Annotated in this window: 11 protein-coding genes, 1 tRNA gene and 2 pseudogenes; 5 read left to right on the plus strand and 9 right to left on the minus strand. The window is 69.8% G+C overall.

Going from position 1 to position 13,860, the window contains the following annotated elements:
* Positions 1-68: 68 nt before the first annotated feature.
* A complete protein-coding gene (locus tag ACYBSK_RS24100) occupies positions 69-1,733 on the minus strand; it encodes an N-6 DNA methylase (protein ID WP_460243297.1) in 1,665 nt (554 codons plus the stop codon).
* Positions 1,734-1,852: 119 nt separating this feature from the next.
* On the opposite strand from ACYBSK_RS24100, the gene ACYBSK_RS24105 reads away from it, so the two are divergent.
* Together ACYBSK_RS24105 and ACYBSK_RS24110 are read left to right on the plus strand one after the other, a co-directional pair.
* Positions 1,853-3,559: a TIGR04141 family sporadically distributed protein gene (locus ACYBSK_RS24105; protein ID WP_460243298.1), complete on the plus strand. Its 1,707-nt coding sequence runs from the start codon at positions 1,853-1,855 to the stop codon at positions 3,557-3,559.
* 257 nt (positions 3,560-3,816) lie between these two features.
* Positions 3,817-4,569, plus strand: coding sequence for a transposase (locus ACYBSK_RS24110; protein ID WP_460247083.1), 753 nt, complete (start codon positions 3,817-3,819; stop codon positions 4,567-4,569).
* A 254-nt stretch (positions 4,570-4,823) separates the two neighbouring features.
* Here ACYBSK_RS24110 and ACYBSK_RS24115 read toward each other — a convergent pair.
* Positions 4,824-5,254 (minus strand): annotated as a pseudogene (locus ACYBSK_RS24115) (transposase); the annotation flags it as partial.
* 83 nt (positions 5,255-5,337) lie between these two features.
* Between ACYBSK_RS24115 and ACYBSK_RS24120 the strand changes: the two are divergent.
* A pseudogene (locus ACYBSK_RS24120) lies at positions 5,338-6,634 on the plus strand (IS256 family transposase).
* Positions 6,635-6,720: 86 nt separating this feature from the next.
* Here ACYBSK_RS24120 and ACYBSK_RS24125 read toward each other — a convergent pair.
* Both ACYBSK_RS24125 and ACYBSK_RS24130 read right to left on the minus strand, forming a co-directional pair.
* A protein-coding gene (locus tag ACYBSK_RS24125) for an IS5 family transposase (RefSeq protein ID WP_460246943.1) occupies positions 6,721-7,511 on the minus strand; the annotation gives its coding sequence in 2 pieces (ribosomal slippage) (positions 6,721-7,196 and positions 7,196-7,511; 792 coding nt in all).
* A 310-nt stretch (positions 7,512-7,821) separates the two neighbouring features.
* Positions 7,822-7,895 (minus strand) — tRNA-Pro (locus ACYBSK_RS24130).
* A gap of 257 nt (positions 7,896-8,152) precedes the next feature.
* On the opposite strand from ACYBSK_RS24130, the gene ACYBSK_RS24135 reads away from it, so the two are divergent.
* Both ACYBSK_RS24135 and ACYBSK_RS24140 read left to right on the plus strand, forming a co-directional pair.
* A complete protein-coding gene (locus tag ACYBSK_RS24135) occupies positions 8,153-8,803 on the plus strand; it encodes a transketolase (protein ID WP_460247084.1) in 651 nt (216 codons plus the stop codon).
* Positions 8,804-8,889: 86 nt separating this feature from the next.
* A complete protein-coding gene (locus tag ACYBSK_RS24140; RefSeq protein ID WP_460243299.1) occupies positions 8,890-9,828 on the plus strand; it encodes a transketolase family protein in 939 nt (312 codons plus the stop codon).
* On the opposite strand, the gene ACYBSK_RS24145 is transcribed toward ACYBSK_RS24140, so the two are convergent.
* From ACYBSK_RS24145 to ACYBSK_RS24165, 5 genes are all read right to left on the minus strand, one after another.
* A complete protein-coding gene (locus ACYBSK_RS24145; RefSeq protein WP_460243300.1) occupies positions 9,776-11,107 on the minus strand; it encodes an MFS transporter in 1,332 nt (443 codons plus the stop codon). The genes ACYBSK_RS24140 and ACYBSK_RS24145 overlap by 53 nt on opposite strands.
* A 98-nt stretch (positions 11,108-11,205) precedes the next feature.
* The gene (locus ACYBSK_RS24150; RefSeq protein WP_457479304.1) at positions 11,206-11,565 is read right to left on the minus strand and encodes an MmcQ/YjbR family DNA-binding protein; all 360 of its coding nucleotides are present in this window, start codon (positions 11,563-11,565) and stop codon (positions 11,206-11,208) included.
* Positions 11,566-11,683: 118 nt separating this feature from the next.
* Complete coding sequence (locus ACYBSK_RS24155; RefSeq protein WP_460243301.1) at positions 11,684-12,640, minus strand: alpha/beta fold hydrolase; 957 nt, start codon at positions 12,638-12,640, stop codon at positions 11,684-11,686.
* Positions 12,641-12,725: 85 nt separating this feature from the next.
* On the minus strand, positions 12,726-13,286 hold the full coding sequence (locus tag ACYBSK_RS24160) for a GNAT family N-acetyltransferase (RefSeq protein WP_457481833.1): 561 nt from the start codon (positions 13,284-13,286) through the stop codon (positions 12,726-12,728).
* A 2-nt stretch (positions 13,287-13,288) separates the two neighbouring features.
* On the minus strand, positions 13,289-13,852 hold the full coding sequence (locus ACYBSK_RS24165) for a helix-turn-helix domain-containing protein (protein WP_457481834.1): 564 nt from the start codon (positions 13,850-13,852) through the stop codon (positions 13,289-13,291).
* Between the last annotated feature and the right edge of the window lie 8 nt (positions 13,853-13,860).

The raw sequence follows: 13,860 nt of genomic DNA on the forward strand, positions 1-13,860 counted from the left end.
GATCCCGGAGGAACCGGCGGCTCCGGGGCTGCGGATGCACCGCCCTCGGAGCCGCCCGCCGGGTGTCCTCAGTCCTCCGGGGCCAGGGCACCGGAGGAGAGGCCGTCGCGGGCCAGGTCGGCGAGTCGGCGGCTGAGCTCGGACACGGTCCGCATCGACGCCTCGAATTCGGTGAGGCCGCGGAAGGCCGCACCGTAGCGGCGCTGTTCCTCGATGGCCAGCTGCGGGATCCTGGCGCCCTTGGCCTCCATCCGGTAGGTGCCGGAGGCGCTGGTGGCTCGGCGGGTGTTGGCCGGGCTGCGCAGAAAGCCCTGGAGGTAGTCGGTGTCGAGCTGGTCGCTGGCGGAGACGGGGTCCGGGCCGTCGAAGGTCACGAGGCCCTCCCGCAGGAGTTCGGCGACGCCCGCCGTGGCGCCGTCGAGCGAGCCCGCCCCGGCACCGGGCCGGAGCTGCGGCAGCAGTGCGGTCAGACGGTGCAACTGCTCCTCCAGGTCGCCGCGGAGGGCCGTGAACTCGCCGGGATAGTCGCGGTGCCCGGCCTGGAGGTGGCTGCCCGGCGTGAGGTCGACCGTGTCGTCGAGAAGGTTGATCGGGGGGATGTCTCCGGTCTGCTCGGGGCGCGGGTCCAGGTCGCCGTCGGGATCGTTGGCGGTGAGGTCGACCATGCGCACCGTGGCCGGCGGGGTGTCGCCCGGCCCGGGGCGGCGCAGGGTCCAGAGGTGGATGGGGAGGGCATGCGAGGAGGCCGTACCCGGAGGCAGGGCCACGACCTGGGTGAGGATGCCTCGGCGGACCAGTTCGGCCCTGATCCTTCGCCCGGCCTTGCGGTAGGCGACGGAGGCGGGCAGCACGATCACGACGTGCCCGCCCGGCGCGGTGTGTGCGTAGGCGTGCTGCAGCCAGGCGAGTTCGCCCTCAGCCTTGGAGGGTGTACCGAGTTCCCAGCGTGGATCGAGCAGGAGTTCCTCGCGGCCCCATCCGGTGACTCCCACCGGCGGATCGCAGACCACCAGTTCGGCCCGGAGGTCGGGCCACCGGTCGTCGCGCAGCGAGTCACCCGTCTCGATCCGGGTGTCGGGCACCGAGGACAGGGCGGCGCGCACCGTGGCAAGCCGCGCTGAGTCGGCATCGGACTCCTGTCCACGGCAGTGCGCCCCGGTCTGCCCGGCGACGGCGAGGAGCAGCAGACCGATGCCGCAGGCAGGATCGAAGACCGTCGCTCCGGGCGCCGGCGGCGGTGCGAAGTGGCGTACGGCGCGGGCAAGGCGAGGCGATGTCAGCTGGTCCGACCCGGCGCGGCGGACGGCGTCGGTAAAACGGTCGATCAGTGCGTTCACGACGTCAACGGGCCGCTCGGATTCGACGAGTGCGCGCACCCGGGCCACCGCCTCTCGCGGCAGGCGCAACCCCGGCGGGCGACGCCCTTGCCCCTTGGAGAGCAGCTCGGCCACATCCGCGAGGCCAGCGACCATGTCGTCTCCGTAGGCGGCCCGCAGCTCCTGCCACACCTGGACCTCGGCCGAGACGTCCTGCCCCTTCCGTTGCTTCTCCAGCCACGCCTGGACCTCGGCGAGCGCGAACAACGGGCTGCTCGCCGCGCCACCCGAAGGGGCGGGGAAGTCGTCGTAGCGACGCCGCCAGTTGGATACGGCGGCGCGGGTGACCCCGGCGATCCTGGCGATCTCCGATCCAGTGACGAGGGGGCCGGTGGCAGGTGCGGCTTGATCCGTCATGGGGCCACCGTACACGCAGCGCCAGGAGCCCGGGAATACTTGAAGTGCGTTGACAACGTACACACGCCGCCATCATCATTCCACGTATACAGGCGAGATCTCGTCTGTCTTCTCGCACCATGCCCCCACGCACACAGACGCTCGGAGACATCGTCATGGCCACCCACACCGCAGTCCGCACCGTCTACCGGCTCTCCACGGTCTCTCCGACCCCGGAAGCCATGTTCGAGGCCCTCGACCACGAACAGCTCGACCGGCTGGGCGCCGAACTGCATCACCCGGAGGTCCTCGGTGTGCCCGCGCTCTACCTCACCTACGGCAAGGAGGACGAAGCCGACACCTGGTGCGCCCCCAACGCCCGCACCACCGGAATCCCGGTCTTCGAACCGGTCCGCCGCACCGGCGCCCTGCTACTTCTTGCCGTCGCCGACCAGGTGTACGCCGTGACCTGCGGCAACGGCTACCGCATGGTTCCCGACGCCCTCAAGGACAAGCGGTTCGGCCTCCGTTTCGCCATCCGCATGATCGACCCCCGGCACATCAGCGGCGCCATCACCAAAGCGCTCGGCCGGCCCCGCACCGACATCTCACTGGTGCCGGCCGGCACTTCTGTTCCGGCACTCGGCATCCGCGACCAGGCGCGGGTGGTCCGCCACCTCGGCGGCCAGCTCGACAACATCCCGCTCACCCGCAGCCGCCACGCGAACGGCCGGGCCTTCACCGCCCAGGGCGGCGTCGGCCTGCGACTTCCTCTCGGCATCGAGCCGACAGATCTGGTCCAGGACCTGCGCACGATCACCCGGGTCTGCCAGGACGACATTCCGCACCCCGAGCTGGAATTCGTCGACCACATCGTCCCGGTCACCGACGCCGTCACCCGCGCCAGGCTCGATGCCGCCCTCGACCGTCTGCTCGGAGCTCCCCCCGACGGACGGATCTCGTTCTCCGTCCCTCTCGACCTGCACGACACGTACGCCGAAGCCACCGCGTACCGGACCCGTATCAGCAGCACCGACTCTTTCCTGTCCGACGACTTCGACCTGGACTACGTCCTCACCCGGGCCCGGATCCACCACTCCGGCAGCCGCCTCACCGCCCTGCGCGACGGCACGGTGACCCTCCACCGCGACGCGTCGCCCAGATCCTCCATCCCGCTGGCAACCACCCACGCCTTGGACTGGATCCAGGCCGACATCTCACTCGGCTCACGGAAGTACTGCCTCCTGGACGGTAACTGGCACGAGCTCGGCGCCGGCTACATCGACTCCGTGCGCGACGGCCTGCGGCGAATCTTCACTGACACGGCCGTGTATGGCCTGCCGCCCTGGCCCAGCGCCGCTACCGAAAGGGCCTACAACAAAGCAGTCGCCAAGGCTCGGCCGGACTGGCTGTTCCTCGACGGCGAATTCATCAACAACCCCCTCAAGCGCACCGACCGCGTCGAGATCTGCGACCTGCTGACGCCGGACGGAACCCTGATCCTCGTCAAACAGACCAGTTCCTCCGGCACCTTCAGCCACCTCCTCGGGCAGGCCCAGGTAGCTGTCGAGCTCCTGCTCAACTCCCACGAAGCAAGGGCCCAGTTCATCCGCCGGGTCACACGGGACAGTGGCGGGCGAATCAGACTGGCGGAGGATTTCACACCCCGCCGGCTCGTCCTCGCCGTCCGGCATAAGTCCGGGGCCACCCTCACCCCCGACTCACTCTTCGCCTTTTCCCAGATCACGCTCCACCAGACCGTACGCGACCTCACCGCACGCGGAATGAGCGTCGAGGTCGTCCCTGTGCCCACGACAACAGACGCCACTGGCACCAACGCAGCGTGATCTCGCGCGCTTCCAGCGCTAGACACTGGACCCGACCACCGCTGCGGCCACAGCCGGATGCGGCCCCACCCGGGCCAAAAAGTAGCAGAAGGGCTCTGGCCAGCAGCGGTCCCGCCAAGCGGCCCAAGGTGGACCAAGGGGCATCCGCCCTGCTGGAGCCCGTAATGCTCGCCGGTGCGGTGGCCCACGGGTGGCCGTACGAGCGGTAGACCCTGCCCCGTGTCCGGTTGCTCATCGCCGACACGCTCGGGATCGAGGTGTCGGTCCGCGCCATGTGGGAACTGCTGCATCGTCACGGGTGGCGGTGCCTGCAACCGGTCCGGCGGGCCGTAGAACGAGACGAGCAGGTCGTGACCGGGTGGGTGAAAGAGACATGGCCGTCCGCAAAACCATCGCGGCGGCGCTCGGGGCCCGGCTCGTCTTTGAGGACGAGGCCGCGGTCTCGATGGCGTCCGCACCACAGCCGCACCTGGGCGCCACGCGGAGACAGGCCCCTCGTGCGGTTCATCGGCGGCTCCCGCGGCCGGGACATGCTGGCTGCCCTGGCCTGCTATCACTCCCGACACCGCAGCCGGTTGATCCACCGTCCGCGCATACAGGGACACCTCCGAGGCGACCACAGCGGCTTCACCTGGCACGATTACCGCAACCTGATCGTGCGAGCACACCTCCAGCTTGCCGCACCCATCGTTCTCATCTGGGACAACCTCAACCTTCACCGCAGTACCGATCTGCGCCGATGGGCAGCCTGCCAGGACTGGCTCACCATCATTCAACTGCCCAGTTACGCCCACAACCTCAACCCCGTCGAAGGCATATGGTCCCTGCTGCGGCGCACCACCACCGCCAACATGGTCTTCAACAATCGCGACCACCTGGAGCAGGCCGTCCGACGCGGCTTGCGCAGAATCCGACGTTCTCCGCATCTCATCGACGGCTGTCTCATCGGCACAGGACTCACACCCCTTCCCGAGTCAGACTCTCCGACAACGCCTCGGAGAGGTCAGTAGTTGTCCCGGCCGCCCTCAGCCTGCTCACCCGGCTCGTGGCGCAGGTGGGCGGTCAACTCGCCCTCCAGCACCCGCTTGGTCAGCTGCTGCATTAGACCTCCCTCCTCGGTAAGGCTTACCCCGCCAGCCCGGGCCCGCTCCATCATCTCGGCCCCCCAGGGCCTCGCCCACCATGGCCAGACCCGGCATCACTCGTCACGCCAGTTATCACCTGTGGGGCTGTCACACGAGCGGTGCAACTGGGGCTGTTGTACCTACTGACGAGCTGCCGTCAGGCGGCCGTCGAAGGTGATGTCGAAGGCGTTCAGCGCGGTCTTCCAGCGCATGGTCCAGCGGGTCTGCCCCTTGCAGGTGAGATCGAGGGACATGATCGCCATTTAGACCCACTTCAGGGCGGCTTGCTCGTTGGGGAAGTATCCGCGGGCCTTGATCGCGTTGGTCGTGCAGACGATGCGGCGGATCTCGGTGTCGAACCGCAGGAACGGAGTGAACTCCTCCCCCAGGCGTTCTCCCCCAGCTTCACGATCGCCGGATACTTCCGGCCCCAGGCATCGGCGAACTCCGCGAACCGGTCCAGCGCGGCCTCCTCGGTGGCGGCGGTGCAGACCGGCCTGAGCAGACGGGCGACCTTGTCCTAGTCCTGCCGGGCGGCATAGCGGAAGGAATTCCGCAGCAGATGCACCACTCAGGGGGACTGTCCTAAAGATTGTGTGTGCCCCGGTGTGACCCGGTTGGCATGAGACGTAGTCTCTGCCGGGAAGGATCACTATGGGGATCAAGCGTGGAAACCCCCGCGAGAGTGCGGACAACGTACAGACGGGGGCGGAGTTGGCAAGGCAAGCCGAGCTGGACCGGGAGATGGCCGAGCAGTTGGTTGCCCGGGCTCGCACCGAGGGACTGAACCTGGTCGGGGAGAACGGGCTGCTGAAGGGGCTGGTAAAGCTGGTCTTGGAGGGCGCGCTGGAGGCGGAGCTGAGTGAGCATCTCGGCTACGAGCGCGGGGACCGTGCTGGGGCCGGGGCGGGCAACTCCCGCAATGGCACGTCGAAGAAGACCGTGCTGACCGATGTCGGGCCGGTCGATCTGGAGGTGCCTCGGGATCGGGCGGGCAGCTTCGAACCGCTAATCGTGCCCAAACACACGCGGCGGGTCGAGGGTTTCGACGAGGCGATCGTGTCGCTGTACGCCAAGGGCCTGACCACGAATCCAGGCGCACCTCGCGGAGATCTACGACATGGAGGTCTCACGGGACCTGATCTCCCGGGCCACCGACAAGGTCGCCACCGAGCTCGACGCCTGGCGCCAGCGCCCACTGGACCGCGTGTACGCGGTCGTCATGATCGACGCCATCGTCATCAAGATCCGTGATGGCGCGGTCGCCAACCGTCCCGTCTACATCGCCGTCGGCATCAGCCTCGAAGGGGAACGGGACGTGCTGGGCATGTGGGTCGGCAGCGGCGGCGAGGGGGCCAAGACCTGGATGACCTGGCTGGCGGAACTGAAGAACCGCGGCATCCAGGACGTCCTGATCGCCTGCTGTGACGGCCTGAAGGGACTGCCCGAATCAATCCAGAACATCTGGCCGCTGGCCGACGTCCAGCTGTGTGTGGTCCACATGGTCCGCGCCAGCCTCCGCTTCGCCTCCACCAAGGACTGGTCCGTGCTGGCCAAAGAGCTCCGGCAGGTCTACACGGCCGTCAACGCGGATGCCGCCGAGGCCCGCTTCGCCGAATTCGAGGCCGAATGGGGTGACCGCTACCCGGCCTTGATCGCGACCTGGCGTCGGAGCTGGGAGCACTTCGTGGTCTTCCTCAGATTTCCGCCCGAGATCCGCAAGGTCGTCTACACGACCAACATGATCGAGAGCCTCAACTCCCGCTTCCGCCAGGCAACTCGGCGCCGGGGGCACTTCCCCACGGAGGAGGCGGCCCTGAAGGTGCTCTACCTCGTGATCCGCGACCGGCGGCCCAACCAGCCCAACGTCACCGGCCAGACCCGCAACTGGAAAACGGCCATCAACACCCTCGCCGGCTTCTACGGCGACCGAGTCACCGACAATCAGTAGCCCTTACACACGACAAAAGAGAAGCCTCCACACCAGGGCTTACACAAAGGAAAAGACACTCCCCACCCATAGAGCTCGTAACGCGATCATGCTCCGGCCTTCTTGAGGCGGCGCCAGCAGATCAGGCCGCAGGCCAACGAGATGAAGGCGTCGTGGAGATCGAGGCGTCGTTCCCAACGGACGGCGAGGCGTTTGAACTGATGGAGCAGGGCGAAGGTCTGCTCGACGACGTAGCGGAGCTTGCCCAGACCCTTGATATTCGGGGCGCCCTTGCGGGAGATGACGGGCATGATCCGGCGTTTGCGCAGTTCACGGCGGACGGCTTTCGAGTCGTACGCCTTGTCGCCGAGCAGAGCCTCGGGGCGTCGGCGGGGACGGCCGGGCCGTCCCGCGACCGGTGGGATGCCGTCGATCAGGTTGAGGGTCTGGGTGATGTCGTTGACGTTCGCCGCGGTGGTGAGGGCATGGAGTGGGGTGCCCTTCCCGTCGCAGATCAGGTGGTGCTTGCTGCCCGTTTTCCGGCGGTCGACCGGCGACGGACCGGTCGCGGCTCCCCCCTTTTTGCGCGGACGTGGGAGCCGTCCACGCACGCGCGAGTCCAGTCGAGTTCGCCGGCCGCGTTCAGCTTCGCGAGCAGGATCTTGTGCAGCTGCTCGAAGACCCCCGCCTGCTGCCAGCGGTCCAGGCGCCGCCAGCAGGTCTGCCCGGAGCCGAACCCCAGCTCCAGAGGCAGGAGTTGCCAGGCGATGTCCTGGTGCAGGACGTACAGGATGCCCTGCAGGCACAGCCGGTCCGGCACCGGTTTCGGGCCCGGCGACCGCTTCGGCCAGGGCGGCAGCAGCGGCGCGATCAGCGCCCACAAGTCGTCGTCCACGATCCACGGCCGAGTCGTCACACCCACCCGAACGGTCGGATCGTCACATCAGTCACGCCCGACCAGGGCACTACAGCAAGATCCTGTTATGAGCTCATAGGACGGGGAGCCGCCGGTAACAAACCGGGCACGGATGTGAACGTGAGCGCAAGGAATCGAATATGTGCGCATCGGCCCGAGTGGGAGCAATCAGACAAGGGGACACCGGGAGCCCGCTCCCACTCGCCGCGCTCCCATTGGGAGCGTGGAAGCAACAGAAAAAGGGCCGTTCGAAAACGGCCCTTCACCTGCGGCGTTCGATCGTTCGAACTTGTCGGGACGACAGGATTTGAACCTGCGACCCCTTGACCCCCAGTCAAGTGCGCTACCAAGCTGCGCCACGTCCCGGTGCCCGTTCACTGACCTGGGGTTTCCCCCTGGCCGAACGCGCAGAGAAACCATACCGCACTCGGGGCGGTGGTCGTGAATCACTTCCGGCGCGCGGCCGGGTCCGGCGCGGCGCGGGAGCAGGGGTTGACCTCAAGCAAAGTTGAGGTTGCACGCTTCGTTCCATGACGACCACAGCGGATGACCTCGCCATCTCGACCAGCGCCACCGGCGCCTTCGCCCACACCACCTATCGCTACGAAGATCTGCCTCGGCTCATGAGCCTCATGACCGGGGACGAGAAGCACGGCCCCGCCGCCACCTCCACCCTCGACGTGCTGTGGGTGCTGTACGACCGCGTGCTGCGGGTCGGGCCGGACAGCGTCGACGACGCGGGGCGCGATCGGTTCCTGTTGTCCAAGGGGCACGGGCCCACGGCCTACTACGCCGTGCTCGCCGCCAAGGGGTTCGTGCCCGAGGCGTGGCTGAGCGGGTTCGGCGGGTACGAGTCGCGGCTCGGGCACCACCCCGACCGCGTGCTCGTGCCGGGCGTGGAGATCGGGAGCGGGTCGCTGGGGCACGGGCTTCCCATCGGCGTGGGGACCGCGCTGGGGCTTCGGGCCCAGGGGCGGCACGAGCCCGCCGTGTGGGTTCTCGTCGGGGACGCCGAGCTCGACGAGGGCAGCAATCACGAGGCCATCGCCTTCGCCGGTGCCGCCGGCCTCGAGCGGCTGCACACCGTCGTCGTCGACAACCTCTCCGCCACCTACGGCCGCGCCGGCGGCATCGCCGCGCGGTTCGAGGCGGCCGGCTGGTCGACCGTGAGTGCCGACGGGCGCGACCACCAGGCCCTGTACGAGGCCTTCACCGCGCCGCACCCCGGGCGGCCGCACGTCGTCGTCGCCCGCGTCGAGCCGAAGCTCGCGTGAGAGCCCACTCACCCAACGTGAGATCCCACTCCCCCAACGTGAGAACCCGCTCCCCCAAGAGAGACTCTCCTCCGGAAGGAACCTCCATGGACACCATGCGTGACCGCTTCGCCCCCGTTCTGGCCCAGCTCCTCGACGAGGATCCCCGCGTCGCCGTCGTGCTCGCCGAGATCGGGGCCGCCCAGTTCGCCGGGGCCGCTCGGCGGCATCCCGAGCGGGTGATCAATGTCGGGATCCGGGAGCAGCTGCTCGTCGGGGCGGGGGCGGGGCTCGCGCTCGCCGGGATGCGGCCCGTGATGCACACCTTCGCCAGCTTTCTCGTTGAACGGCCTTTTGAGCAGGTGAAGTTGGACTTCGGGCATCAGGGGGTCGGCGGTGTGCTGGTGAGCGCCGGGGCGTCGTACGACGTTTCGTCCGGGGGGTTCACGCACATGGCACCCGGCGACGTCGCGCTGCTCGACACACTCGACGGGTGGAGCGTGCACGTGCCCGGACATCCGGACGAGGCCGAGGCGCTGTTGCGGAAGGCCGTCGGGGCCGGGGACGAGCGGGTGTACGTGCGGTTGTCCGTGCAGGGGAATCGGGAGGGGCTGGCCGTGGACGGGGAGCGGTTCCTGACCGTGCGGGAGGGGCGGGGCGGCGTGGTCGTCGCCGTCGGGCCCATGCTGGACAACGTGCTCGCCGCCACCGAAGGGCTCGACGTGAGCGTGCTGTACGCCACCACCGTGCGGCCCTTCGATGCCGGTGCGCTGCGGCGGGCTGTCGGTGGGGGTGACGGGCGGAGCGCTGATGTCGTGGTCGTTGAGCCGTATCTCGCCGGGACCTCCGTCGCCGCCGCCAATGACGCGCTCGCCGATCTGCCGCACCGCGTGCTCGGGCTCGGCGTCGGGCGGCGGGAGCTGCGGCGGTACGGGAGCGTCGAGGAGCACGTCGCCGGGCACGGGCTCGACGCGGCGACGCTGCGGGAGCGGATCAGTGGGTTTCTGCTCTCCCGTAGTCCCGGCCCGGTCGAGGTTCCGGCGTAGGCAGGGGGGTGTGCAGGGGCTGCTGGGCGGCGTCGGCGCGCACGAGGCCTCTGATGGCCGGGACCGCGAGCATCGTCGTCGCCACGAGCAACGTGATCGCTCCGCCCGCCATGAGGACCTGGTGCGTGCCGAACACCGCGGCCGCCGGTCCGGCCAGCGCCTGGCCCACCGGCTGCATGGCGATGGAGCCGGCCACCTCGTAGGCGTGGATGCGGTTGAGGACCTCGCGCGGGACCTGGGTCTGCACGCTCGTCGCCCACATCACGCCCCAGAACGACATGCCGGCGCCTGCCACCGCGCAGCCCGCCATCATCCACGGCACTCCCAGGCCCGCGCCCGCCGTCACGGGGAACAGGGCGAAGCCGAACAGGGCGAGGGCGCCCGCGCGCAGCATGCGGCGCGGGCGCACGCGCAGGGCCAGCAGTCCGCCGATGACGGTGCCCGCGCCCAGGGCCGAGTTCACCAGGCCGTAGGCGCCCGAGCCGTACTCCTGTGTCACCTGCACGGCCACCAGGGGGACCGCCGGGCCCCACGCTCCTATCATCAGCACGCACCACACCGAGATGACTCCCCAGAGCCATCGGCGGGACCTGAACTCCCGCCATCCCTCGGCGAGTTCGGCGCGGAAGGCACCGCGGGGGCGTGCCTGTTCCGACGGGTGTGTCCCGGTGGTGCGCAGTGGTGGCAGGCGCAGGAGGATCAGGCACAGGGCGCTCAGGCCGTACGTGCCCGCGTGCGCCGCGAAGACCAGCCCCGGGGAGGCGACCGCCACGAGCACACCCGCCACGGCCGGGCCCGCCAGCTGCGCCCCGGATTCGGCGACCCGGATCGCCCCGTTCGCCGCCTGGACGTCCGACGCGAGACGCGGCACCGTACCGGCCACGCCGGGCTGGAAGACGGCCGCGGCCGCGCCGTTGATCGCACCGATCACGCAGATGTGCCAGAGCACCACATGGCCGGTGAAGAACATGGCGGCCGCCAGGGACTGCGTGACCAGGCGGGCCAGGTCGGCGCCCGTCATCAGCAGGCGGGTGTCGAACCGGTCCGCGAGCACCCCGCCGAAGATGACGAGCCCCGCGAAGCAGGCCACCGACGAGGCCATGGCGAGGCCGACCGCCCCCGCCCCGTGCCCGTACTGCAGCAGGCCCGCCGCGAGGGCCACCGGCAGCATGCTGTCGCCGAGTTTGGCGACACCCCTCGCGGTGAAGAAGAGGCCGAAGTCGCGGGTCCAGATGCCCCGCTTCGACACACCTCCGCCGTCGCCCACCCGGTCGCCCATCCACGCTCCCTCTCACGTCCGCCGCGGCACGCCGCACCGTACGGCTCGCCTTCGCGAGCGGATCATGCCACGCGGCATCGGGGCGCAACCAAGCGATCTCATCCTGCACGCGGAAGGCCCAACTCCGGGTGGGCGTCCAGGAGTCGGGACGGGGCGGCCTGGCGCCAGGAGTCGGCGAGGATGTCGCGCAGCTCGGCGACGTCCTCAAGGGCCGCGAGCCGTGCGCGCACCCACGCGAAGGACGCCTCGTGGTCGGCGATCCAGAACTTGTCCGGCTCCGCCAGGACCAGTTCGTCGCGCTCCTCCTTCGGGCAGCGCACCGCTATCGATGTCTCGTCCTCGGGCAGCGTGGCGAACATCTTGCCCGCGACCCGGAACGTGGGCATGCTCCAGGCGACCTTCTCGGTCGTGTCCGGCAGGGACAGGGCTACGGTGCGTACATCCTCGGCGTCCAGCATGTGTCGAACCGTAGCCAACGCCACTGACAACGGCCCGGATCGGCGCCACGGGCATCGGTGCGGCCGGTGCCGGCCCCCGCACCGGCCCGCGCACCTGCTCCCGCCGGCCCCGCTGCGCTCACGGCACCCTCTTGTCCAGCCACGCCGTCAGGTCGTCGTGCACCTCGTCGCGGTTGGTCTCGTTGAGGATTTCGTGGCGGGCACCCTCGTAACCCTTCCACGTGAGGTCGGAGACACCCACGTAGCGGAAGTCCTCCAGGAGTTCGTGGACGAGGGTCATGCCCTGGTGGCACGGGTCCTCGGTGCCGACCGCGACGTGGATCGGCAGGTCGGCCGGGATGCGCGCCAGGTTCGCCGGGTCGTTGACGCGGCGCACCGCGCGGACCCAGTCCAGGGACAGGCCCGCCGAGAAGTCGAAGCCGCAGCGTTCGTCGGCGACGTACTTGTCGACCTCCGCCTCGTCGCGCGAGAGCCATTCGAAGCCGGTGCGGTGCTCGTACGGGTCGTTGAAGGAGGCGAACAGGTTCGACACGTAGGAGCACGGCGCCGCGCGGCCGTCCTTGGCGACCTGCGCCTCCAGGGCCGCGATGTCGCCCTCGTTGTCGGCGCCGGGCAGGGAGCGGAAGGTGCCGGAGAGGATCACGGCCACCAGGTCGTCCGCGTACCGCTGCGCGTAGTCGCGCGCGAGGAGCGAGCCGAGGCTGTGGCCGAGCAGCACGAACGGGACGTTCGGGTGGAGGGCGCGTGCCTGGTCGCCGATCGCCTTGAGGTCCTCGACGATCGACACCCACGCGTCGGTGGTGGCGGGGTCGCCGTCGTCGGTGACGCCGTAGCCGCCCGTGGACTGGGCGGTGGCGCCGTGGCCGCGGTGGTCGGAGGCGATGACGGCGTAGCCGTGCGAGGTGAGGTGGCGGGCGAAGCGGTCGTAGCGCTGGCCGTGCTCCGCCGCTCCGTGGGCGATTTGCACGAAGGCGCGGGGCCTGCCGCCCTCGGGCAGCCAGGTGTAAGTGGCCACGGCGGCGCCGTCACCCGTGCTGAGCGCGCTCGTCGTGTACGTCGGTTCGGTGGCGGTCATCTGGCGGCTCCCTCTCGGACGGTCTTACGGCCCCGGGGGTGGGGTCGATGCGTGCTGGCGTGCATCTCCCCCATTGCCCTGGACGTCATTCCTGTACGCCACCGCCCGGAGCGGGAGCCGGGGCCCGGAGCCGCTTGTAGAACAGCGTGGTCGGCTGGAGCGCTCCCGCGGGGTCGGCTGCGTAGTCGGGGATGACGCCGACCTCGTGCCAGCCCGCCTTGCGGTAGAAGTTCTCGGCGGGGCTGCCGGTCTCCGTGTCGAGGACCAGGAGCGTCACTCCCGCCTCCGCCGCGGCGCGCTCCGCGGTCTCCAGCAGGGTCCGTCCGAGGCCGGTGCCGCGGGTGGAGCCGGACACCATCAGCTTGATCAGTTCGGCGCGGTGGCGGCCGTTGGGCTTGTCGGTGAAGGCGAGCGAGACCGTTCCGACGCAGCGGCCCGTGTCCGTGTCCATGGCCACCCACAGGGCGTGGGTGCCGCGTTCCAGGGGAGGTCCGACGGAGTCGCGCCACCAGGCCGCGGCCTCGTCGGGCGTGAGGTCGTGGAGGAAGCCCAGCGAGCTGCCGCCACGGACGACGTCGGCCAGGAGGGAGCCCAATTCGGCGACGCAGGAGGGGAACTGCGAGGCCGTGAGGCGGGTGCAGGTGATCGTCACGGGAGGACCACCACCAGCGCGTACCGCACGGATTCGGGGCCTGGACAGTGGAAGTGGGTGGGTCCCCAGAGCCGGAACCGGAGGCAGTCACCCGCCTCCAGGTGGTGTGTCGCGCCCTGGACGGTGAGGTCGAGGCGGCCGTCGAGCACCCAGATGTGCTGTTCGAGGCCGGGGACCGGCGGGCGGTCGTAGGCGATGTCGGCGTAGGGCTCCAGGGTGCCCTCGACGATCTCGCCGCGCAGTCCGGCGAGCGGCGGGGAGACGGAGCGGCGCGCGAACCCCGTCGAGTCGTCGCGCCACACGGACTGCTCGGCGGCGCGGACGACCTGGGCGGGGGCGGACTCGACCTCGCTCAGGAGCTGCGACATGGTGCGCCCGTAGACCGCGCAGAGGCGGTTGAGGAGGGCGGCGGTGGGGCTGATCTCGGCGCGTTCGGCCCGCGACAGGGTGGACCGGCTCACGCCGCTGCGGTCGGCCAGGTCTCCCAGGGACCAGCCCTGTTCGGCCCGCAGTTCGGCGAGCCGCGCCCCGAGCCGGGCGTCCACGGGGTCCGGAGTCATGTCGCCGC

It is taken from the genome of Streptomyces sp. BYX5S, assembly GCF_054724165.1.

Coding starts and splice junctions, on each gene's coding strand:
- ACYBSK_RS24100 (WP_460243297.1), bottom strand. CDS start 1,733: ATGACGGATCAAGCCGCACCTGCCACCGGCCCCCTCGTCACTGGATCG.
- ACYBSK_RS24105 (WP_460243298.1), top strand. CDS start 1,853: ATGCCCCCACGCACACAGACGCTCGGAGACATCGTCATGGCCACCCAC.
- ACYBSK_RS24135 (WP_460247084.1), top strand. CDS start 8,153: ATGAGCCTCATGACCGGGGACGAGAAGCACGGCCCCGCCGCCACCTCC.
- ACYBSK_RS24140 (WP_460243299.1), top strand. CDS start 8,890: ATGGACACCATGCGTGACCGCTTCGCCCCCGTTCTGGCCCAGCTCCTC.
- ACYBSK_RS24145 (WP_460243300.1), bottom strand. CDS start 11,107: ATGGGCGACCGGGTGGGCGACGGCGGAGGTGTGTCGAAGCGGGGCATC.
- ACYBSK_RS24150 (WP_457479304.1), bottom strand. CDS start 11,565: ATGCTGGACGCCGAGGATGTACGCACCGTAGCCCTGTCCCTGCCGGAC.
- ACYBSK_RS24155 (WP_460243301.1), bottom strand. CDS start 12,640: ATGACCGCCACCGAACCGACGTACACGACGAGCGCGCTCAGCACGGGT.
- ACYBSK_RS24165 (WP_457481834.1), bottom strand. CDS start 13,852: ATGACTCCGGACCCCGTGGACGCCCGGCTCGGGGCGCGGCTCGCCGAA.